The 22,341-nt window shown below is 45.7% G+C and carries 19 protein-coding genes and 1 other annotated feature (1 of these 20 only partly in view); of the genes, 18 read left to right on the top strand and 1 reads right to left on the bottom strand.

Annotated features, from left to right (window positions below; translation table 11 throughout):
- Nucleotides 1-9 precede the first annotated feature (9 nt).
- The 18 genes from leuC (at nucleotide 10) to N6H06_RS17020 (ending at nucleotide 21,951) form a co-directional block, all read left to right on the top strand.
- Complete coding sequence (leuC, locus tag N6H06_RS17105) at nucleotides 10-1,422, top strand: 3-isopropylmalate dehydratase large subunit (protein ID WP_062749632.1); 1,413 nt, start codon at nucleotides 10-12, stop codon at nucleotides 1,420-1,422.
- Nucleotides 1,422-2,015 (top strand): 3-isopropylmalate dehydratase small subunit, encoded by a 594-nt coding sequence (gene leuD, locus N6H06_RS17100; protein ID WP_062749630.1) that lies wholly within the window; start codon nucleotides 1,422-1,424, stop codon nucleotides 2,013-2,015. Before leuC ends, leuD begins: the two co-directional genes overlap by 1 nt.
- Nucleotides 2,016-2,237: 222 nt before the next feature.
- Nucleotides 2,238-3,365, top strand: a complete 1,128-nt coding sequence (locus N6H06_RS17095) for a hypothetical protein (protein ID WP_062749628.1) — start codon at nucleotides 2,238-2,240, stop codon at nucleotides 3,363-3,365.
- Between the two features lie 111 nt (nucleotides 3,366-3,476).
- Nucleotides 3,477-4,781: a trigger factor gene (tig, locus tag N6H06_RS17090; RefSeq protein WP_062749626.1), complete on the top strand. Its 1,305-nt coding sequence runs from the start codon at nucleotides 3,477-3,479 to the stop codon at nucleotides 4,779-4,781.
- Nucleotides 4,782-5,126: 345 nt separating this feature from the next.
- Nucleotides 5,127-6,398: an ATP-dependent protease ATP-binding subunit ClpX gene (clpX, locus tag N6H06_RS17085; RefSeq protein WP_011247479.1), complete on the top strand. Its 1,272-nt coding sequence runs from the start codon at nucleotides 5,127-5,129 to the stop codon at nucleotides 6,396-6,398.
- Nucleotides 6,399-6,555: 157 nt separating this feature from the next.
- Nucleotides 6,556-8,223: an ATP-dependent protease LonB gene (gene lonB, locus N6H06_RS17080; protein ID WP_263707578.1), complete on the top strand. Its 1,668-nt coding sequence runs from the start codon at nucleotides 6,556-6,558 to the stop codon at nucleotides 8,221-8,223.
- 208 nt (nucleotides 8,224-8,431) lie between these two features.
- Nucleotides 8,432-10,759: an endopeptidase La gene (gene lon, locus N6H06_RS17075; RefSeq protein WP_062749622.1), complete on the top strand. Its 2,328-nt coding sequence runs from the start codon at nucleotides 8,432-8,434 to the stop codon at nucleotides 10,757-10,759.
- Complete coding sequence (gene yihA / locus N6H06_RS17070) at nucleotides 10,756-11,349, top strand: ribosome biogenesis GTP-binding protein YihA/YsxC (RefSeq protein WP_062749620.1); 594 nt, start codon at nucleotides 10,756-10,758, stop codon at nucleotides 11,347-11,349. The genes lon and yihA overlap by 4 nt, the downstream gene beginning before the upstream one ends.
- 204 nt (nucleotides 11,350-11,553) lie before the next feature.
- Nucleotides 11,554-12,918 carry a glutamyl-tRNA reductase gene (hemA, locus tag N6H06_RS17065; RefSeq protein ID WP_062749618.1) on the top strand — a complete coding sequence of 455 codons (1,365 nt, stop codon included), beginning with the start codon at nucleotides 11,554-11,556 and terminating at the stop codon, nucleotides 12,916-12,918.
- A 14-nt stretch (nucleotides 12,919-12,932) separates the two neighbouring features.
- Entirely contained in the window at nucleotides 12,933-13,748 is an 816-nt protein-coding gene (locus tag N6H06_RS17060) for a cytochrome C assembly family protein (protein ID WP_062749616.1), read from the top strand.
- Nucleotides 13,749-13,759: 11 nt separating this feature from the next.
- Nucleotides 13,760-14,695 (top strand): hydroxymethylbilane synthase, encoded by a 936-nt coding sequence (gene hemC, locus N6H06_RS17055; RefSeq protein ID WP_263707577.1) that lies wholly within the window; start codon nucleotides 13,760-13,762, stop codon nucleotides 14,693-14,695.
- A complete protein-coding gene (locus N6H06_RS17050) occupies nucleotides 14,692-15,450 on the top strand; it encodes a uroporphyrinogen-III synthase (RefSeq protein WP_062749612.1) in 759 nt (252 codons plus the stop codon). The genes hemC and N6H06_RS17050 overlap by 4 nt, the downstream gene beginning before the upstream one ends.
- Nucleotides 15,447-16,424 (top strand): porphobilinogen synthase, encoded by a 978-nt coding sequence (hemB, locus tag N6H06_RS17045; RefSeq protein ID WP_062749610.1) that lies wholly within the window; start codon nucleotides 15,447-15,449, stop codon nucleotides 16,422-16,424. The genes N6H06_RS17050 and hemB overlap by 4 nt, the downstream gene beginning before the upstream one ends.
- Before the next feature lie 4 nt (nucleotides 16,425-16,428).
- Nucleotides 16,429-17,721, top strand: a complete 1,293-nt coding sequence (gene hemL / locus N6H06_RS17040; protein WP_212954008.1) for a glutamate-1-semialdehyde 2,1-aminomutase — start codon at nucleotides 16,429-16,431, stop codon at nucleotides 17,719-17,721.
- 218 nt (nucleotides 17,722-17,939) lie between these two features.
- On the top strand, nucleotides 17,940-19,064 hold the full coding sequence (gene spoVID / locus N6H06_RS17035) for a stage VI sporulation protein D (protein ID WP_263707576.1): 1,125 nt from the start codon (nucleotides 17,940-17,942) through the stop codon (nucleotides 19,062-19,064).
- A 7-nt stretch (nucleotides 19,065-19,071) separates the two neighbouring features.
- A complete protein-coding gene (locus N6H06_RS17030) occupies nucleotides 19,072-19,950 on the top strand; it encodes a hypothetical protein (protein WP_263707575.1) in 879 nt (292 codons plus the stop codon).
- On the top strand, nucleotides 19,947-20,945 hold the full coding sequence (gene ysxE / locus N6H06_RS17025) for a spore coat protein YsxE (protein ID WP_062749603.1): 999 nt from the start codon (nucleotides 19,947-19,949) through the stop codon (nucleotides 20,943-20,945). Before N6H06_RS17030 ends, ysxE begins: the two co-directional genes overlap by 4 nt.
- A gap of 241 nt (nucleotides 20,946-21,186) precedes the next feature.
- The gene (locus N6H06_RS17020) at nucleotides 21,187-21,951 is read left to right on the top strand and encodes a hypothetical protein (protein ID WP_212954006.1); all 765 of its coding nucleotides are present in this window, start codon (nucleotides 21,187-21,189) and stop codon (nucleotides 21,949-21,951) included.
- On the opposite strand, the gene N6H06_RS17015 is transcribed toward N6H06_RS17020, so the two are convergent.
- Nucleotides 21,901-22,113: a hypothetical protein gene (locus N6H06_RS17015; protein WP_082808386.1), complete on the bottom strand. Its 213-nt coding sequence runs from the start codon at nucleotides 22,111-22,113 to the stop codon at nucleotides 21,901-21,903. The two genes, N6H06_RS17020 and N6H06_RS17015, sit on opposite strands and share 51 nt — an antisense overlap.
- Before the next feature lie 150 nt (nucleotides 22,114-22,263).
- Nucleotides 22,264-22,341, top strand: a binding site (T-box leader) (it continues 149 nt past the right edge of the window).

Here is a 22,341-nt window from a genome sequence, read left to right as displayed (position 1 = left end):
GGGAGCGTTATGGCAAAAACAATTATCGAAAAAATATGGGAATCGCATACGGTTGTGGAAGAAGTAGGTAAACCGAATTTGCTTTATGTTGATTTGCATATGGTGCATGAAGTCACATCCCCCCAAGCATTTGAAGGGTTGCGACTTGCAGGAAGAACAGTGAGGCGGCCAGATAAAACATTTGCAACAATGGACCACAATGTCCCGACAGTGAACCGCTATGACATCCGTGATCAAATCGCGCGCACGCAAATGGAGACACTTGCTGCTAACTGTAAGCAATTTGGCATTGAGATGGCTGATTTAGACCACCCAGAAAACGGAATTGTCCATGTCATTGGCCCAGAACTAGGCTTGACTCAGCCAGGGCATGTGATTGTCTGTGGCGACAGCCATACATCGACCCATGGGGCATTTGGCGCTATTGCGTTTGGAATCGGCACAAGCGAGGTCGAGCATGTATTGGCCACACAAACGATTTGGCAATCAAAGCCGAAAACGCTCGAGGTCCATATTTCTGGGCGTCTTAACGAAGGCATAACTGCCAAAGATGTGATTTTGGCCATCATTGCAAAGTTCGGCGTCGATATTGGCACAGGCAGCATCATTGAATTTACTGGAGAAGCCATTCGCGGTATGACAATGGAAGAACGGATGACGATTTGCAACATGTCGATTGAGGCAGGGGCGAAAGCAGGTTTGATTTCCCCTGACCAAGTAACGTTTGATTATTTGCAAGGCAGAGCAAACGTTCCAAAAGGCAAGGAGTACGATGAGATCGTCGAGAAGTGGGCCCGATTGGCAACCGATCCAGGAGCAACCTATGATCGCTCAGTGACGATTGATGCAGCAGAAATTGAACCGATGGTGACATGGGGAACCAATCCAGGCCAAGGGGCGGGCATATCAAAAGCTGTGCCACGGCTAGAGGATGCGAAAACGGAAGTAGAACGGCGCGCAATCAGCCAAGCGCTTGACTATATGGATATCGAACCAGGCACGCCTTTGAGCGAGATTGAAATCCAACATGTGTTTATTGGGTCATGCACCAATTCACGCTTGAGCGATTTAAGGGCAGCGGCAGCCGTTATTAAGGGTCGCAAAGTAGCGCCTGGAGTCCGCGCCCTTATTGTCCCTGGCTCCCAGCGTGTCAAAAAACGTGCTGAGGAAGAAGGATTGGATCAAGTGTTTAAAGAAGCTGGATTTGAATGGCGTGATTCAGGTTGCAGCATGTGTTTGAGTATGAATCCAGATGTGGTTCCTGAAGGGGAACGTTGCGCATCGACTTCCAACCGAAACTTTGAAGGCAGGCAAGGAAAGGGAGCGCGCACCCATTTGGTTAGCCCGGCAATGGCAGCAGCAGCAGCGATCACTGGTCGGTTTGTAGACGTCCGCAAAATGGTAAAAGCAGGTGAGTATTAATGGAACCGATTCAAGTTCATAAAGGCAAAGCAGTCGTTTTAGACCGCGTCAATATTGATACAGACCAAATTATTCCGAAACAATTTTTAAAGCGTGTAGAGCGCACGGGCTTCGGTCAATATTTGTTTTACGATTGGCGCTTTCAAGCAGATGGTGTAGATAACCCGGCATTTGAGCTTAATCAACCAGAAGCACAAGGGGCAAGCATTTTGATTACTGGCCATAATTTTGGCTGTGGCTCTTCGCGAGAACATGCACCGTGGGCTTTGTATGATTACGGTTTCCGCGTCATTATAGCCCCAAGTTTTGCCGATATCTTCTATAATAATTGCGTAAAAAACGGCTTGTTGCCGATCCGTCTTTCGCCTGAGGAAACTGATTTGTGGATGGAACGGGCGAAAGAAAGCCAAGAAGAGATTATAGTCGATTTAGGTGAACAGCTCATTAAGCAAAATGGGCTAGAAACAAAGTTTGACATGGATCCGTATTGGAAGCAAATGCTCTACAACGGATGGGATGAAATTAGCCTTACCCTCCAATATGAAGAAGCAATTGCTAAATACGAGCAACGCCAGTCAGCAGTCAATAAATAAGAGCAAACAAAACGTTTGTTAAACGAGGAGTAAAGTCGAGAGAAGCTCGGAGAACGGAGATGTTTTCCATACAGAGTGCATTCTCTAGGTCCTTCTCATCAGTTTTGATCGTTACTTCAATGCGAGCGTTTGTCTACAGTCTGTGAAAGTCCCCTTTTGGGGGCTTTCTTTGATTAAGTTTGATTTAAAAGGGAATGGGGAAGGAATAGCGAATAGGAGTACATGGGGATTTGTATAAGACAGAGGAGCCGTGATACATTAAAGGAATCGGGCAGAAAGCGGGCGATTGCATTGACGAATGAACATCACCATGAAGAACAAAACATCATCCTGTTTCCAGGAGTCGTGAAACGGCTTGTAGAGGAAGGCATGGATGAATTAAAAAGAAAAAATGGCCAAAAAGCGCTTCAGCTTTTCTCACAAGCGGAAACGTATGAGCCGACGAGCGCCCAAGCACGTTTTGGCGTAGTCCTAAGTTTGATTGAGCTAAACCGTCAAGAGGAAGCGGCTGAAAAAACAAAAGCGCTATTAAACGAAGGCATTGGCGATTACTACGAAACGCTGCAAGTCCATGTGTCTTTGCTTGTACAGCTGTCGCGTTATGAGGAAGTCGTCCACTTGTTGGAAACGGTTCTCAGCGAAAACCGGCTGCCATCTGAACATGCAGAAACCTTTTATGAGCTTCTCCATTTCAGTAGGCAAATGTCGAGCTCACAAGCATATGACGCTTCTCTCTTGGATGAAGAACATAAAAAAGAAACAGTGCTGGAGTTGCGTGCTGGCCTTCATGCCGCTAATGAGCCTGCAAAATGGAAAGCATTGCAAACGGTTAAGCAGCTCAATGTGAAGGCATTACTCAAAGACGTGCGCGAGTTGGCAGCCGATGAAAACGCCAAGGCACTTATGCGCACGTATGCCCTTGTACTCTTGCATGATTGGAATGATCGGCTACCGATCATCATTAAAAAGGAACAGCGGAGCATGGAAGTACAACCAGCGGAATTGCCGATACCAGGAGAACGGGACATAGACAAAGCGATTCGTCAAGCTTTGGAAGAACAACTTGAACAGGAAGACCCGGTGCTCTTGCAAATGGCAAGACAACTGCACCATACATACTTATTAATCACGTATCCTTTCTTACCAGATCCGCCGAATCCAAAAGCATGGGCATGTGCTTTCCATTTAGTTGCTGCTGAACAGCTTGGCTTAGAAACAGATGAAGAGGACATGGTTGATTGCTATGGCTGCAAACGGTTTGATGTGCTATGTGCTTCAAATGAAATCGAAGCGTTGGAAAAGGATATTCTTCTTGAGTCGCAAGATCAAAACCAATGGTTCCATACATAAGAGATTTTAGTAAGCAACTGATTGAAAGATGGCGCCTTTATGTTATAATGGAATGGTTGTCAAAAACGTGAGAAATGATTTTGCTATTTTAGTGCTGGAGGGAATAAGAACATGTCTGCAAAATGGGAAAAAACAGAAGATAACACAGGCGTCTTAACGATTGAAGTCGAAGCAGATAAAGTCAATGATGCTTTAGATAAAGCGTTTAAAAAAGTGGTAAAGAAAGTGAATGTCCCTGGTTTTCGTAAAGGAAAAGTGCCTCGTGGCCTATTTGAAAAACAGTTTGGCGTTGAATCGCTTTACCAAGACGCGATTGACATTCTGTTGCCAGAAGCTTACGCAAACGCTGTCGAAGAAACAGGCATCTATCCTGTAGATCGTCCTGAAATCGATGTAGAAAGCATTGGCAAAAACGAACCGCTTATCGTTAAAGCTACCGTTACAGTAAAGCCTGAAGTCAAGCTTGGTGATTACAAAGGCCTTGAAGTGGAAGTGCCGAGCACAGATGTAACCGATGAGGATGTAGAAGCTGAGCTTAAAAAGCTACAAGAACAACATGCAGAACTCATTGTTCTTGAAGATGGTGAAATCGCCAATGGCGATACAGCTGTTATTGATTTCGCTGGCTATGTAGATGGAGAAGCGTTTGAAGGCGGCACGGCTGAGAATTATTCATTGGAAATCGGCTCAAATTCGTTTATCCCTGGATTTGAAGAACAGCTTGTTGGCTTGAAATCAGGGGAAGAAAAAGATGTCGAAGTCACATTCCCAGAAGAATACCACGCGGAAGAACTTGCAGGGAAGCCTGCGACATTCAAAGTGAAAGTGCATGACATTAAGCGCAAAGAGTTGCCTGAACTTGATGATGAGTTTGCAAAAGATGTGAATGAGAAAGTAGAAACATTGGACGAACTGAAGAACGAATTGCGTTCTACATTGGAAGAGCAAAAGAAAACGGCTTCTGAAAATGCCGTCCGTGATTCACTGCTTGAAAAAGCAGCAGAACAAGCAGACATCAATGTGCCAGAAGCGATGATCGAAACGGAAACAGACCGTATGTTGCAAGAATTTGGTCAGCGCCTGCAAGCGCAAGGAATGAACTTGGATATGTACTTCCAGTTCTCTGGGCAAACTGAAGAAGACATGCGCAATCAATTTAAAGAGGATGCTGAAAAGCGCGTTCGTGTAAACTTGACACTCGAAGCAATTGCAGAAGCGGAAAATGTCGAAGTAAGCGAAGAAGAGATTGAAGAAGAATTCCAAAAAATGGCTGATATGTACCAGCGTTCAGTGGAGGAAATCAAAGCATTGCTCGCTGCCCAAGGCGGCACAGACAATGTAAAAGGCGATCTGAAACTGCGCAAAGCGATTGACGTGCTTGTCGATAACAGCAAAGAAGTAACAACAGAATCATAAGGGCGGCACGAGCCTCATACTGCCTTTGTATGTGAACTTGGCATGGAATTGTTCCATGCCTTTCTCCATATTTTTAGTATGTTCTGTTCCGATATTGAACATGCTGGAACTAGGCAAATTTTAAAGGGTTTTTGCATCGTTTGCTTGAATAGTATTATAATGTGGCAAAGGGAGGGACCAATTCCTTTTTTAAGTCCACAATTAAGGCAAATGGCAAAATACGTACATAAAAAGCATTTTTCTAGAGTGTTAACGGCGGATATGCTACAATGATTTGACGTTAATGATTTTCTTTGTTTGAGCTTCTCAAGCAACAGAAAACAATATCCTGTAAGGGGTGAGGGCATGTTTAAATTTAACGAAGAAAAAGGCCAATTAAAATGTTCGTTTTGTGGAAAAACTCAGGATCAAGTTCGAAAGCTCGTAGCTGGCCCTGGTGTGTATATATGTGATGAGTGCATTGAACTGTGCACAGAGATTGTAGAAGAGGAATTAGGCACGGATGAAGAAGTAGAAATTGAAGAAATCCCTAAGCCTAATGAAATTTGCTCTATTTTGGATGACTATGTCATTGGACAAAGAGAGGCAAAAAAATCCCTTTCTGTAGCGGTCTATAACCATTACAAACGGATTAATTCCATGTCTAGGTCTGAAGACGTAGAGCTTTCAAAAAGCAATATCACTTTAATCGGGCCAACAGGAAGCGGGAAAACGTTGCTCGCACAAACGCTAGCGCGCATTTTGAATGTTCCGTTCGCGATTGCGGACGCCACCTCGCTTACCGAGGCTGGTTATGTCGGGGAAGACGTAGAGAACATTTTGCTAAAGCTGATACAAGCGGCCGATTATGATGTGGAAAAGGCTGAAAAAGGCATTATTTACATTGACGAAATTGACAAAGTTGCACGCAAGTCAGAAAACCCATCGATTACACGGGATGTTTCTGGTGAAGGGGTCCAACAAGCATTGCTTAAAATTCTAGAGGGAACAACAGCAAGCGTCCCTCCTCAAGGGGGCCGCAAGCATCCGCATCAAGAATTTATCCAAATCGATACAACCAATGTCCTCTTTATTTGTGGAGGGGCGTTTGATGGGATCGAACAAATCATTAAACGGCGCCTTGGAAAGAAAGTGATTGGTTTTGGTACCGACGATGCAAAACAAGATGATCTGAAGCCAGGTGAATATTTATCAAAAGTGCTTCCAGAAGATTTGCTGCGCTTTGGCTTAATCCCAGAGTTTATCGGTCGTTTGCCAATCATTTCAAGTTTGTCGCCGCTTGACACAGATGCGCTCGTTGAAATTTTGACAAAGCCAAAAAATGCGCTTGTCAAACAGTATCAAAAACTTCTAGAGCTTGATGACGTGGAGCTTGAATTTACCGAAGACGCGTTGCGAGAAATTGCCAATAAAGCAATTGAACGTAAAACAGGCGCTCGCGGGCTTCGCTCCATTATTGAAGGCATCATGCTCGACGTCATGTTTGATTTGCCGTCACGAGAGGATGCGGTCAAATGCATCATTCATGGTGCATGTGTGACGGATGACGCACCGCCGATTTTAAAATCAGCAGACGGTACTGAACTAACGTTGGATAAACCGAAAGAAAGCGCATAGCAAGCCCCCCTCCGGCAGTTTGCCGGAGGGTTTTTACGCTTCCTTCCTCCAAAGGTGCAATCGAAATTGGAAAAAATGAGCGTGTTGTTTTTCGATTAACGAAAACGCTCTAGGAAATACTAACAGCATCATTCATCTATTAGGGAGGAAGGAAATTATGGGCTTTGCAACCATTGCCTTGTTTGTACAACTGTTTTTTGGAATCATCATTGGTGTTTACTTTTGGAATTTGTTAAAAAGCCAGCGTAGCCAAAAAACATATCTTGATAAAGAATCGAAAGTGGAATTGGAGAAAATGAAAAGGCTCCGTGATATTCGCTTATCAGAGCCCCTCGCTGAAAAAGTGAGACCTAAGCATTTGTCGGAAGTTGTTGGTCAGGAAGATGGGTTAAAAACGTTGCGTATGGCGCTATGTGGGCCAAATCCTCAACATGTGATCATTTACGGTCCGCCAGGGGTCGGGAAAACAGCCGCAGCGCGTTTAGTTCTTGACGAGGCAAAACGCCAAGCAGATTCGCCGTTTCGCTCAACTGCTGCTTTTGTCGAGTTGGATGGTGCGACGTCCCGTTTCGATGAACGGGGCATTGCTGATCCCCTTATTGGTTCTGTACACGATCCGATTTACCAAGGCGCGGGGTCGATGGGACAAGCTGGCATCCCCCAACCAAAGCCAGGGGCAGTTACAAAAGCACACGGCGGCATTTTATTTATTGATGAAATTGGAGAACTTCATACAATCCAGCAGAATAAGCTGTTAAAGGTGCTTGAGGATCGAAAAGTGTTTTTAGAGAGCGCTTATTACAGCTCGGAAAACGAGCAAATCCCTTCTCACATCCACGATATTTTTAAAAGGGGGCTCCCTGCTGATTTTCGCCTAGTCGCTGCGACGACGCGACAGCCAGAAGAAATGCCTCCTGCCATTCGTTCTCGCTGTCTGGAAGTATTTTTCCGGGCTCTTGATCCTGATGAGATTGTGGAAATTGCGAAAAGAGCCGCTGATAAAGCGGGCATGGCTTTAACAGATGATGCAGCCAAAAAGATTGCTGACTATGCTACCAATGGACGGGAAACGGTCAATGTCGTCCAAATTGCCGTTGGAGCAGCCCGGGCAGATAAACGCACTTCCATCGAAAAACACGATATTGAATGGGTGCTCCATTCGAGCCAAATGTCGCCACGGCCAGAACGGCGCATTCACGAACAGCCTGCTGTTGGCCTTGTCAATGGCTTGGCTGTAACAGGGCCAAATAGCGGCGCGCTTCTAGAAATTGAAGTGCTTGTACAAGAACGAGCAGGGAATGGCACGCTGACGATTACAGGAATTGCCGAAGAAGAACAGTCGGGTTCGCAAATGCGTTCAATTAAAAGAAAAAGCATGGCCCGGTCATCCGTTGAAAATGTCATTACTGTTCTGAAGCGGAAAGGGCTGCCAACTGGCGATTACGATATTCATGTCAATTTTCCAGGGGGTACGCCTGTTGATGGCCCGTCTGCAGGGATTGCCATTGCTACTGGTATTTATTCGGGTATTAAACAAACTGCCGTTTCAAACGAAGTAGCGATGACAGGAGAATTAAGTGTTCATGGCAAAGTTCGACCGATTGGCGGCGTTATCGCAAAAGTGAAAGCGGCTAAGCAAGCTGGAGCCAAACGGATCATTATCCCGAAAGAAAATGAACAAGCGCTCTTGAACACAATAGAGGGCATTACCATTCATCCTGTGAAAACATTTGATGAAGTCCTTGAGCTTGCGCTCGTAGAAGAAAAAATTGAAACAGAGGCGATTCCAGCGTCTGCGATAGGATACGATCCCTCTCCAATCTAAGTATTAGACAAAGGGCGCGTAAGTAAGCTAAAATAAGTTGAATGAGTAGAATGATGTAAATGACAGAGCGTCAATCATTTGAGTGGCGCTCTAAGCGTTGTGTGCTTGAAAGCAAGAAAAGAGTATTATCTTTCCTTGCATTCGGATACACTGGTAAAACAAAAAGGATTAAGGCTTCTAGAGAAGAATGTGCGGAGGTGTATGACGGATGGGTGAAATTCGTTCGGAACGACGTGTTCCGCTCCTTCCTTTGCGTGGTGTGCTTATTTTTCCAGGCACGATCATGCACTTAGACGTTGGACGCGAAAAATCTGTCAAAGCGTTAGAGGAAGCGAAAAGCAATGGCCATCACTTATTTTTGGCCACCCAAAAAGAAACGACGTTAGATGATCCTCAACAGGAGGATTTGTATAAAATAGGGACATTTGCAAAAATAAACCAAGCGTCAAAATTGTCAAACGGCACTGTCAGAATACAAGTGGAAGGCATCCAACGAGGAGAAATCACTTCTTTTAAAGATTATGGCGATGTCTTAGTTGTCGATGTGTCCTTATTTGAAGTAAAACGGGAAGGCGATATTGAATCAGAAGCATTGATGCGCACGCTTTTATCAATGTATGAACAATTTGCCAAACAATCGAAACGAGCTTCACAAGAAACGGTTAATTCCCTTAGAGAAACAACAGATCCTGAATTGTTTTCTGATATCGTGGCTGCGAACTTAACGTTAAAACTAACGCAAAAGCAAGAATTGCTTGAGTTGATTGATGTCAACAAAAGGCTCCATAAACTGATTGAACGATTAGGCAATGAACAAGAAGTGCTTGGGCTTGAACGGAAAATTGGCCAGCGCGTCAAAAAGGCTATGGAGAAAACGCAAAAAGAATATTACTTGCGTGAGCAAATGAAGGCGATTCAGAAGGAATTAGGCGACCGTGAAGGGCGAACGGGCGAGATTGCCGAGCTCCGTGAAAAAATTGATGCAGCTGGTATGCCTGAACATGTGTATGAAAAAGCGATCAAAGAACTAGGTCGATATGAAAAAATGCCAGCCAATGCGGGAGAAAGCTCGATTTTAAGAACGTATTTGGATTGGCTTATCCAACTTCCATGGAAAACCGAAACAGAAGATGAGCTTAATGTCGGTCGTGCTGAAACCATTTTGAATGAAGACCATTACGGACTTGATAAAGTGAAAGAGCGCGTCCTTGAGTATTTGGCCGTGCGCCAACTGACAAAAAGCATGAAAGGACCGATTCTGTGCTTAGCTGGACCGCCTGGAGTCGGTAAAACGTCATTGGCCCGTTCCATTGCTCGCTCATTAAACCGGAAGTTTGTACGTATGTCACTAGGCGGCGTACGTGACGAAGCAGAAATTCGCGGTCATCGCCGCACATACGTTGGGGCGATGCCAGGCCGTCTCATTCAAGGAATGAAACGAGCGGGGACCATCAATCCAGTATTTCTCCTCGATGAAATTGATAAGATGGCCCAAGATTTTAGGGGTGATCCAGCATCTGCTTTGCTTGAAGTGTTAGACCCTGAACAAAACAGTACATTTAGCGACCATTACCTTGAAGAAGCTTATGACCTTTCGAAGGTGATGTTTGTGACAACGGCAAATAATATCGGCACAATTCCTGGACCCCTGCTTGACCGAATGGAAATCATCTCAATCCCAGGCTATACCGAGCTGGAAAAGTTAGAGATTGCCCAAAGCTACTTGCTGCCGAAACAAGTGAGCGAGCATGGGTTAAAAAAGAGCACGTTTCAAGCAAGACCTGAAGCCCTTAAAAAGGTAATCCGCTATTACACTCGAGAAGCAGGCGTGCGCGGTCTTGAACGGCAGCTGGCAACGCTATGCCGTAAAGCGGCGAAAATGATTGTGATGAATGAGAGAAAGCGGGTCGTCCTTACAGAAAAAATGGTGGAAACGATGCTAGGCAAACCACGTTTTCGCTATGGGATGGCGGAAGTGGAAGACCAAGTTGGCGCGGCGACTGGCCTTGCTTATACATCTGCTGGAGGGACAACGCTAGCAATTGAGGTTTCCGCAGTTCCTGGAAAAGGCAAGCTGACACTAACGGGCAAACTTGGTGATGTCATGAAGGAATCAGCCCAGGCAGCCTTCAGCTATATCCGTTCCCGGTCTGAAGAGCTTGAGATTGATCCTGGGTTTAATGAAAAAACAGACATACACATCCACGTACCTGAAGGGGCGACTCCGAAAGATGGCCCGTCAGCGGGGATTACAATGGCGACAGCACTTATATCTGCACTGACTGGAAGAAAGGTCGACCGCGAAGTCGGCATGACTGGCGAAATTACGTTGCGTGGCCGAGTGTTGCCGATTGGCGGCTTAAAAGAAAAAGCAATGAGTGCTCATCGGGCTGGCATTAGGACGATCATTATTCCGAAAGACAATGAACGGGATGTCGATGATATTCCAGAAAGCGTCAGAAAGGAATTAAACATTGTTTCTGTCTCCCATTTGGATGAAGTATTGAAAGTTGCGTTGAAAGAGGAAACCCAATGAAAGTGACAAAGGCAGAATTAGCGCATGTCGCTGTGAAAGCAGAGCAATACCCGAAAAACCAGCTTCCTGAACTTGCCCTTGCCGGCCGTTCCAACGTCGGCAAGTCTTCTTTCATCAACAAAATGCTAAATCGGAAAGGGCTTGCCCGTACATCAGGCCAACCGGGAAAAACACAAACGCTTAATTTCTATGAAATTAACGAACGCCTTTACTTTGTTGATGTTCCAGGCTATGGATACGCCAAAGTCTCAAAAACGGAACGAGCCGTATGGGGTAAAATGATTGAAACGTATTTGTCCGAACGAGAAGAACTAAAAGCTGTGTTGCAGCTAGTTGATATTCGGCATCGCCCATCTGAAGACGACCAACTCATGTACAACTGGATGAAGCATTACGGCATTCCTGTCATTTTGGTTGCCACAAAGGCTGATAAAATCCCGAAAGGAAAATGGCAGAAGCAGTTAACGGCCATTGCCAAAACGTTGGACAAAGAGGCAAGTGACCCGTTGCTAATCTTTTCTTCTGCCACTGGACTCGGCAAGGATGAGGCTTGGCGAACGATTTTGAACCATTTAAAAGTAACAGAATGAGCGGTGGAGTAAACTTCCACTGCTTTTTTTGCAAGTGATCGAGCTAGATTACATTCATTCAAAATAAGAGCGTTTTCTTTGTTTGTTCACAAAATGTTTTTGAGTCCTTATTTAGACATGTTATAATTAAGACATGTTATAATCGATTTTGGGCAAAGTAAAGTAGAGAAACTAGAATTGGATCGACCTTTAGGGGGCTATGACATGCATACGATCGCAATAGGATTAAATTATAAAACAGCCCCAGTAGAAATACGGGAAAAACTAGTATTTAGCGAACACCAGCTTCCAGAAGCACTCAAGAAGCTTCGCTCATCAAAAAGCATGATGGAATGCGTTATCCTTTCTACTTGCAACCGGACTGAACTGTATGTAGTCGCAGATCAGCTTCATACTGGGCGCTATTTTGCAAAAGCATTTTTGGCAGAGTGGTTTTCTGTCGATATGGAAGACGTAACGCCGTATTTGGTTATCCGTGAAAATGACCATGCCATTGAACACCTTTTCCGCGTTGCTTGTGGTTTAGACTCAATGGTGATCGGCGAAACGCAAATTCTTGGACAAGTGAAGCAGGCATTTTTGCTTGCCCAAGAAGAGAAAGTCACAGGCACTGTGTTTAACCAGCTATTTAAACAAGCGGTTACGCTCGGCAAACGTGTGCACTCGTCAACCGAAATTTCTTCACAAGCCGTTTCCGTTAGCTATGCAGGCGTAGAACTTGGAAAGAAAATTTTCGGCACGTTTTCAGGAAAACATGTGCTTATTTTAGGCGCTGGAAAAATGAGCGAATTGACGGCCAAACATCTTTATGCGAATGGTGCAGCTTCCATTAGCGTCATGAACCGGACAAAAGAAAAAGCGGTAGAACTGGCAAGCCAGTTTTCAGGAACGGCACGCTCTTTTGCTGAATTGAATGATGCTTTAAAAGAAGCAGATGTCGTGATTAGCTCCACGGGGGCCCGCAACTTTGTTGTCACAAAGGAAAATGCCACAGACGCTCTTAAAAAACGGAAGGGCAGGCCGCTGTTTGCGATTGATATAGCGGTGCCACGGGATATCGACCCGGAAATTGCAACGATTAGCGACGTTTACTTATACGACATTGATGACTTACAGAACATTGTTGAAGCCAATAAAAAAGAGCGCAAAAAAGAAGCTGAAAAAATCGGTGTTATGATTGAGGAAGAGATCGATGACTTTAAAGCATGGCTAAATACACTAGGCGTTGTGCCCCTTATTACAGCCTTGCGTGAGAAAGCATTGCAAATCCAAGGCGATACAATGGAAAGCATTGAACGGAAGCTTCCTCACTTATCAGAACGTGACATAAAAGTGTTGAACAAACATACGAAAAGCATTGTCAATCAATTGCTCCGCGATCCGTTGACGAGAGTGAAAGAGCTTGCAGCTGAACCGGATGCCAAGCATTCCCTTGAGTTGTTTAAGACGATTTTCGCCCTCGAAGCACAAATAGAACTTGCCGAAAAGGCAGAAGCTGATTATGCGGAACAATCTTGGAAAGAAGGGCAGCGCCCTTCCTTAAATCAAGGCATAGCGCTGCGGACATAGGACGTGGAGTGCCAATGGATTTCGTTTATCCAATCACCGTCTTGCTCTATAGTTTGAGCTTAATTGGATATTTTATCGACTTTTTGACTAACAACCAAAAAGCCAATCGAATTGCCTTTTGGTTGCTTTTGTTTGTTTGGGGGCTACAAACTGTTTACTTTGTTATGCGGATGTTTGAATTGGATCGGCTCCCTTTAATCACTCCGTTTGAAGGGCTGTTTTTTTATGCATGGTCGATTGTGACCGTTTCGCTCTTCATTAATTGGAAAGTGAAAATGGCCTTTTTAGTCTTCGTCCTTAATGTCCTCGGTTTCGCCGTTATGTCAGGCAGCCTATTTGTCCCTTCTGGTGACGTGACACAAGCAACGATGGATTTGCTTGCTTCAGAGCTGCTTGTCATGCATGTTGTTTTTATCTTGCTTTCCTATACAGGCTTTACCGTTGCGGCCGCTGCTGCCGTACTCTATTTGCTAGCGCACCAGCTTTTGAAGCGACGGCTATGGGGTAAGCGGCTCATTCGCCTTGGTTCGCTGCCACAAACTGAAAAATTCTCGTACTTCGCATCTGTGGCAAGTTTTCCGTTTTACTTAGTCGGCGTCATCTGGGGCGTGGTTTGGTCGATTAGCCAATATGACCATGTTTGGTGGACGGATGCAAAAACGATTTTGTCGTTGTGCGTTCTTGCCGCTTACGGGCTATATTTTTATTTGCGGCTTGCAATTGTCGGAAAAGGCTATCGGTCGATTTGGCTTAATATAGGCGCCTTCGCCGTTTTGCTCGTTAATTATATTGTTAGCGGTCGTTATACTGATTTTCACACGTGGTTATAAAGGAGGAGCACATGCGAAAGATTGTGATTGGCACACGCCGAAGCAAATTGGCGTTAACGCAAACGCATTGGGTCATTGAGCAGCTTAAACAGCTTGGCGTTCCCTATGAGTTTGAAGTGAAAGAAATTGTGACGAAGGGCGACCGCATTCTCGATGTGACGTTATCAAAAGTAGGCGGGAAAGGGTTGTTTGTTAAAGAAATTGAAGCGGCGCTCCGCTCTGGAGAAATTGACGTCGCTGTCCACTCGATGAAAGACGTGCCGTCCGAACTGTTGGAAGAGTTCACCCTTGCTGCAATTACAGAGCGAGAGGATCCACGGGATGTGCTTGTGAGCGAAGGAGGACAAACGCTGGACGAGCTCCCAGCAGGTGCAATTGTCGGCACGAGCAGCTTACGGCGTTCTGCGCAAATTTTACATAGGCGCCCAGATGTGCAAGTAAAATGGATACGGGGCAATGTGGAGACCCGTTTGCGCAAATTAAAAGAGGAAGATTTTTCGGCGATCGTCTTGGCTGCAGCTGGGTTAAAGCGGCTTGGCTATGACGAGGAGATCATTACCGAATACTTGAGCAAAGACGTATGCTTACCTGCGATTGGCCAAGGGGCGCTAGGGCTTGAATGCCGTGTGGACGACGTGGAAACAACGGAACTGTTAGCAAAGCTGCACCATGATGAAACAGGAAAAGCCGTTTTGGCAGAACGTGCTTTTTTAAAGGAAATGAACGGCGGTTGCCAAGTGCCGATTGGCGGATATGCAACGGTGCTTGAGGATGGCACAGTATTCCTGACAGGGCTTGTCGGTTCTCCTGACGGCAAAACGATACTAAAAGAAGCAAAAAGTGGAATGGTTGCGGAAGAGCTAGGGAAAAAGGTGTCAAGCCTGTTGACTGCACAAGGGGCTGGAGCAATTCTTGAAAAGGTCAGGAGCGAACTGGAAGGGTCATGAAACCGCTAAAGGGGAAACATATTCTCATGACGAGAGAAGAGCGGCAAAACGAAAGGTGGGCAGCCGAGCTAGCTGCTTTAGGCGCTATACCTCATTCTTTGCCGCTCATTCAATGCGTGACAAGGAATTTGACACCGGCACTTAGGGAAACATTTGCTCATTTACACCAGTTTGCTTGGGTTGTCTTTACGAGCGCAAATGGCGTGCGTGCTTTTTTGGAACTGTATAAAGGGCAGCCATTTACGGCAAAAGTAGCGGCGGTTGGCCCGAAAACAGCACAACTTCTTGAAGACCAGGGGCTACACTGTGATTTTATTCCGAGTGAATATACAGGTGAAGCGCTCGCAAAAGAGTTGGTCCCATTGCTTGCTCCACATTCGGATGTATTGGTTGTAAAGGGACAACTGGCTAAAAGAACGGTCTGCGACATCCTTTCATCATCAGACAGACAGGCCACTGTTACAGAAATGATCGTATACGATACAATATGCCCTGCTGGTGCTGGGGAACAGGCGAAACGTTTAGAACAAAAGACATTTGATTACGTTACGCTGACAAGCACTTCAGCGGCAGTGCATTATGCCAACGTCGCACCGGCAGCTGGGATTCTCGCCCAAACGTTTGCCTGCATTGGCCCAGTCACAGCCCGAGCAGCAAAGCAATGCGGACTATCTCCTCTAGTAACTGCTAGCGAATATACTGTTAAAGGCCTAATTGATACGATTTTAAACGATATCGGGGGAATGAAACGATGAACCAACCATTTACACGCCACCGCCGTTTACGCCAAAGTGACGCGATTCGCCGCATGGTTCGAGAAACGACACTACAAGCAGATGATTTGATTTACCCCCTTTTTGTGACAGAAGAAAAAAACAAGAAGACGGAAGTACCGTCCATGCCAGGGGTCTATCAGTTTTCACTTGATTGCTTAAATGAAGAGGTTGGCGAAGTGGAAAGCCTAGGCATCCCGGCTATTATTCTATTTGGCATTCCGTCAGAAAAAGATGCTTGCGGTTCACAAGCGTATGCGGAAGAAGGCATCATCCAGCGCGCGATCCGGCAAGTAAAGCGTGCGTTTCCAAATATGGTCGTGATTGCCGATACATGTTTATGCGAGTTTACGGACCACGGCCATTGTGGACTGGTGAAAGAGGGCGATGTCCTAAACGATGAAAGTTTAGCATTGCTTACGAAAACGGCTATTTCCCAAGCGGAAGCAGGGGCTGATATCATCGCGCCATCCAACATGATGGACGGCTTTGTTTATGCGATCCGCAACGGATTGGATGAGTCAGGTTTTGCTGATATTCCGATTATGTCCTATGCCGTAAAATATGCTTCTGCTTTTTACGGGCCGTTCCGTGATGCTGCTAATAGCGCTCCTGCTTTTGGCGACCGCAAAACGTACCAAATGGATGCTGCCAACCGTGAAGAAGCTTTGCGAGAAGCCCGTTCAGATGTAGAGCAAGGAGCCGACTTTTTAATTGTTAAGCCTGCACTCTCCTACTTGGATATTGTCCGCGAAGTCAAAAATGAAACAGGCATGCCGCTTGTCGCTTATAACGTTAGCGGCGAATATGCAATGGTAAAAGCGGCCGCCCAAAATGGCTGGATTGATGAAAAAGCAATGGTAATGGAAACATTAATCAGCATGAAGCGGGCAGGGGCGGACTTGATTTTGACTTATCATGCCAAAGATGTAGCCAACTGGCTAAAAGGGAGCTGAAAGCATGGAAAATTGGACCAAGTCGATTGAAGCGTTTAAAGAAGCACAGCCGCTCATGCCAGGCGGAGTGAACAGCCCGGTGCGGGCATTTAAATCAGTAGGCATGAACCCGGTTTACATGAAAGAGGGGAAAGGCGCAAAGATAAAAGACATTGACGGGAATGAGTACATTGATTATGTCCTGTCTTGGGGACCGCTCATTTTAGGACATGCCAATGACGTTGTCGTCGAAGAGTTAAAAAAAGCAACGGAACTGGGGACAAGTTTTGGCGCTCCCCATGAATATGAAACGAGGCTTGCCAAACTTGTCATCGAGCGTGTGCCCTCAATTGATGTTGTCCGGATGGTCAATTCAGGGACAGAGGCGACAATGAGCGCATTGCGCCTAGCACGGGGCTATACGGGGCGAAACAAAATTTTAAAATTTGTTGGCTGTTACCATGGACATGGCGACTCGCTGTTGATTAAAGCAGGTTCTGGTGTGGCGACACTCGGCCTCCCTGATAGTCCAGGTGTTCCAGAAAGTGTAGCCCAAAATACATTGACGGTTCATTACAATGATTTGGAGAGCGTTCGCTATGTATTTGAGACGTTTGGAGATGACTTGGCAGCCGTCATTGTCGAGCCAGTCGCAGGGAATATGGGGGTTGTCCCTCCAGAAACAGGCTTCTTAGAAACTTTGCGAACGTGGACGGAAGAAAACGGTACGCTCCTTATTTTTGATGAAGTCATGACTGGCTTCCGCGTTGGCTATACGTGTGCACAAGGGGAATTTGGCGTAACGCCTGACCTAACATGCCTTGGGAAAGTAATCGGTGGGGGTCTCCCTGTCGGCGCCTTTGGCGGCAAACGGGAAATTATGGAGCAAATCGCACCAAGCGGGCCGATTTACCAAGCAGGAACACTTTCTGGAAATCCCCTTGCAATGACGGCAGGTTACTACACACTTTCACAGCTTACAAGAGCAGATTACAATGAGTTTGCTCGTAAAGCAGAGCGTTTGGAAGCTGGCCTTTCAGCGGCAGCGAAACAGCACGGCATTCCCCACTCGATTAACCGTGCTGGCTCGATGATTGGCTTATTCTTTACAGACGAGCGCGTGTATAACTTTGAAAAAGCGCAGACGTCCGACTTGGATTTGTTTGCTGCTTATTTCCGTGGAATGTTGGCAGAAGGCATATCCCTAGCCCCATCGCAGTTTGAAGGGTTGTTTTTATCGACGGCCCACTCAAGCGAAGATATTGAGGCGACCATTGCAGCAGCAGAGCGAGTCTTTCAAACAATCGCCACGAAATAAACTAGCGTTCATTTGCAAAAACCAGTTGAGCATACATGCCAACTGGTTTTTTGTATGGGCGCCAACCGTTGCTTCGTCAAGCTTGGGCGATGGGGAGCTGACGCTAGTGCTCCATTAACGATTTAAATTAGACCGAGGCCACGCATATTCACGTAAACTATGTCATAAACGTTATAGTGTACAACGTTTTTTAGGACATTTGAGAAGGGGGAATTAGAGTGGCGCAGGAGCAATCATCGACGTTAACCTTTTCCATAGAAGATTCCGTATGGCTGAACCAAGGGCAACAAATTGACGAAATTCTCGGCATGACATTAACGCCAGAGATCTTTGTCGATCAAGACGGCGAACATGTAACAATTAAGGGTGGACTACGTTTTGTTGGTGAGTACAAAATTGACCGTGGTGTAGAAGAAGAAAAGCGCATTGATGATGGAGAATCGTTTGCTGACTTGAGCGATTTCCGCCAATCTGGGCAATTGGTTGAGCATGAAGGGGAAATTGGCGAAATTGAACATTTGTTTCCAATTGATATCACAATCCCGATGGCTAGAATTCAACATATTGATGATATTTTCGTGGAAATTGCCAGCTTTGACTATGACCTGCCAGAAAAAGGATGCATCCAATTGACTGCTGACGTCAGCATTAGCGGCATGAAATCGGAAAAGCAGGAGCTGGAAGTCGATACAGATGACCGTGAGCTGGAACAGGAAGAAGAAGCTGAAGAAGCGGAGGAAACGGCTTTTTCTTTCACTGCTTACAAGGAGAGTGAGGGGGAAGAGCCAACAGACGAATCGGATGAGCAACAGACAGCGCCAGCTAACGAAGAAAATCCTCAAGTAAATAGAGAGCAAGTGTTGGACATCTCTGCTGCTTTTGAAAAAGCACTTGAAAACAAACATGAAACATCACTTCCTTCTGAACCGGTTTTGCCAAGATCAACGGAAAATGAACTGGACGTTGAGCAAGAGATAGAAGAGTCTGGGGAAACGACAGAGGAAGTGGCGACAGAAGACGTAGAAGAAGAGGATCGTTATGAGGAATCTCAGCAGCAGGAAGAAGCGCTAGCGGCCGATGAACAAGAATTAGAAGAAGCACTTGAAGAACCAGATCAAAAAGGAGAGCGAGAAGAAAATGCGACGTATTTGACGAGCATGCTCAGAAATGAAGTCGAGCAATTTACAAAGTGGAAAATGTGCATCATTCAAGAAAATGAAACGCTTGACACGATCGCGGAGCGGTATGAACTGTCAGCAAGCCAGTTGACGCGCTATAACAATTTAGCTGATGAACAGGTATCAGAAGGGCAAATTCTCTATATACCTGTGAAAGCGAAGTAGGCAGACAATGATTGAACAATTGAAATCACGCTACGGGTTTGTAGATGCCACTCTCGAAAACAATCAGCTATTGACAGACCATGGGACAAAACGGCTTGAATACTGGCAAGATAAAGCGTTATTGGATTGGCATACAAATTGGCGTGACAGTTGCAGCGTCACGCCAACCGTCTTGATGGATCGCATGATTCGTACAAAAGACGGAAAGCCTTTTATAAAAGTGGATGGCCGGTACATTACGGTTCACGACCACATTGCCCCTAGCTGTTTGCAAAAAGGCTATGAACAGCAGTGGGGCACGCTATTAGGAGCGATGGTAGCGAGCGGAAGAAAGGAAAGCAAAAACAGGGAAGAAAGGGCCAAACCTTTGAAAGAACTGGAGTGCCTTCTGCCAAACCTTGAACCTGAACAGAGAAAGATTGTAAAAGGATTGTGGAAGGAAGCTGAGAAGCGCCAGTCAAAAGCTGAAAAACTAGCGCAGGAACACAAAAAACAACCGGTAATGGATCGGATCGAGGCGCCTGAACAGTCTGGAATCCTCTTTCATATGCTTGTCGTGAAAGGAACGACTAAGCCTCCTGAAGTAGGATACGGTTCAATGATGCGCTTTTTAAAGAACTGGTACGCTGAACATGGACAAGAATCGTTTTGTGCGTTGCTCGATGCATTGGATGCACAAGCAGCACTGACAACGCCAGAAAAAAAAGCACTGTTAGCAGAAGGGCTGCAAGTGGATGAGCTTGACCCGTTGTTGGCGTATGCGTCAGGCAATCGCGACAAAGAGCTGGCAGAGATAGTGAAACATGCTGTTTCTGATTGGGACAAAACAAGGAATTTTGTTTCAGCATTTGCTAGTTGGCTAGATGAAAAGAGGGTGAAAGTATGAATCCGCTCTATGAAGCGATTTTGTTTTACTATGATTTACAGCCAAGAGCAATCGAGCAAGTTGGACAGAAGTTAATCCGTGTAGAGACGGACCAAGGCATGTTTGCTTTAAAGGAGACGGATATTGACCGAATGCGGGCGGATGAATTTGTTCATGCGATCCGCAAATTGACAAAGCTCCGTTTTAAGCAATTTATTCCTGTTTTGCCAACAAAGTTTGGCGAGTATACGCTTTTTGCCGGGGATAAAAGCTATTATTTAATGCCATGGGTCAATGAGGTTGAATATCATAGCCGCATCTCGATTGAAGAAGCAATTGCAGATCATCTTGGTGTCATCCACCGCTTGACGGTAAAGACGCAGCCAGCTGTAAAAGAGTTACTTGATGGATCATGTGAACGGCTGTTGGCCCGTTGGGACAGGCATTTCTTAGAAATGTCGCGTTTTGCGGATCAAGCCGAACAGAATCGCTATATTTCGCCCTTTGAGCTAACGTTTTTAACCCATTACGGCTTGCTGGAGCAGCTTGCTGAAGGGGCGCGCAATCAGTTGGAAAAATGGTACGAAGCAACATTAGAAAAAAGCTCTTATAGAAGCGTGCTGACACATGGAAGGCTTTCTCGCCACCATGCAATGGCGACGGAAACAAACGAACTGTTGTTGTTTAATTTTGAACAAGCAAGTTTAGACACACCAGCACGGGACTTAGCCAGCTTTTGCCGACGCAGCTTTCCTTATGCATTATGGGAAGACGATGAAGTGTTCCGTTGGTTGCAGCGTTACGAGCAACATTTGCCATTGCTTGATTCTGAAAAACACCTCCTTTGTGCGTATTTATTGTATCCAGATCCGATTTATTACGCGGTTGGCGATTATAGGCACGGCGGAAACGAACTCGAACATGTCCGCCGCCTTGAGAAGCGCATCATTGCCATGCGCAAAGTCCAGCGCTTTGTTTCCAAACTTGCGCCAGCCGAAGAAAAAAAGGAAGCATAAGCCTTCAGAGCGAAAGCTGAAGGCTTTTTCTTTGCCAGAAGAAATAAACAAAAAACATGCTTCATGGAATACAGATTGCTATTCATTTTGGCAACCTGGCTCACAATGGGGGGCATTCTTTTTTACGGTAATGCTGTGCTGCAATGTTAAAGCTTGAAAAACAATCCGCTCTCCTGTTAAATGAAAGAGTCTAGATCTTAATCATACAACCATGAGGAGCAAAGGCAGGTGTCAATGAGCTGTGGGCAACATGTTGCGCGCAAACGATATAAGAACGAAAGCAGAGAAGCTAAGCGAAGAAAACCAGCTTCTTTTTGAAGAAGTATCGAATTATATCTATTCAGCGCCGATTTCTTCGCGGCAGGCGAATCAAGTCCTCGCTGAAATCATTGCTGAATGGCTTGAGCTAGAACAGCACGGCCTCCCCCTTCATGTACAAAAACACAGTGTTGCTGCTTATTGTCAAAAACGACTTTCAGGTATACCGAAACAGCCAGCAAAACTGAAAGTAGCCCAAGCGCTCGCAACAGGCATGCTCATTTTGGCGGGTGCCTTTGCTGTCCAGACAATCGTCCAATTTATTGGCTTTTTTGATTCCACTGTGCAAGCGACAAAATTTTCATTGTTTCCCCTCGTGTTACTCGCCGTTTTTGGCCTTGCTGGCATCTATATGGTGCATGGCACAAAGCAAAAAAAACGCGCGAAAATTTGGAAAGTGGCTGGTATCGCTAGTGAGCTGCTCGCTGTGTTGCTGTTTTTTACAGCGATGAGGCTTTGGGATGGGCTTCTTACAGTGACATTGGATTTCCCGAGTAGCCTGTTGTTCCTTGTGCTGTCTATTGTCGGCTGGTTTGGCGCAAGGCGCCTTAAGCACGTGTTAGAGGAACAACAGGAACAAGCGCAAGATCGGCAAATGCCGGTAGCCTTGCCACCGCCACCACACGCTACAGCAACTTTAAAAAATGCGCAGGAAGAGGCAGAAAAACAAAACAATAATGACGGTTAACACAATCAAATCAAACGTGGTCGGAAAAAAGAGCGTACGCAGAAGTTGGAAAACAATAATAGGCGGCAACACTTGGAGCAAAATGTTTTTAAACCCGCCCCCCTTTTTCGGTGGGCCTTTTGGCGGGTAAGGAGGCGGGAAGCCCCGAAACCGTTTAGCCATGTTCATGACCTCCTGTGAATGGTTTGCAATAGTTTATGCAAACATTGCTTATTTGCGTGCTCCAAGAAAGCCATCGTATAAAAAACACTTATCCGGCAAAGCTGTTATTGACGATTGCTCTGGCAAACGGTAAAATACGGACATATCCTATAAAAAGCGATGAGCAGGAAGAGTAAAATGGCTGTGCCTAAAGAGAGGGAAACCAAGGCTGGAAGTTTCCTAGGCTAC

Origin of the sequence: Shouchella tritolerans (assembly GCF_025770735.1) — a bacterium.
Taxonomy (GTDB): domain Bacteria; phylum Bacillota; class Bacilli; order Bacillales; family Bacillaceae_D; genus Shouchella; species Shouchella tritolerans.
Note: the sequence above shows the minus strand (reverse complement) of the source record. Positions and strands in the feature narration are given on the sequence as shown.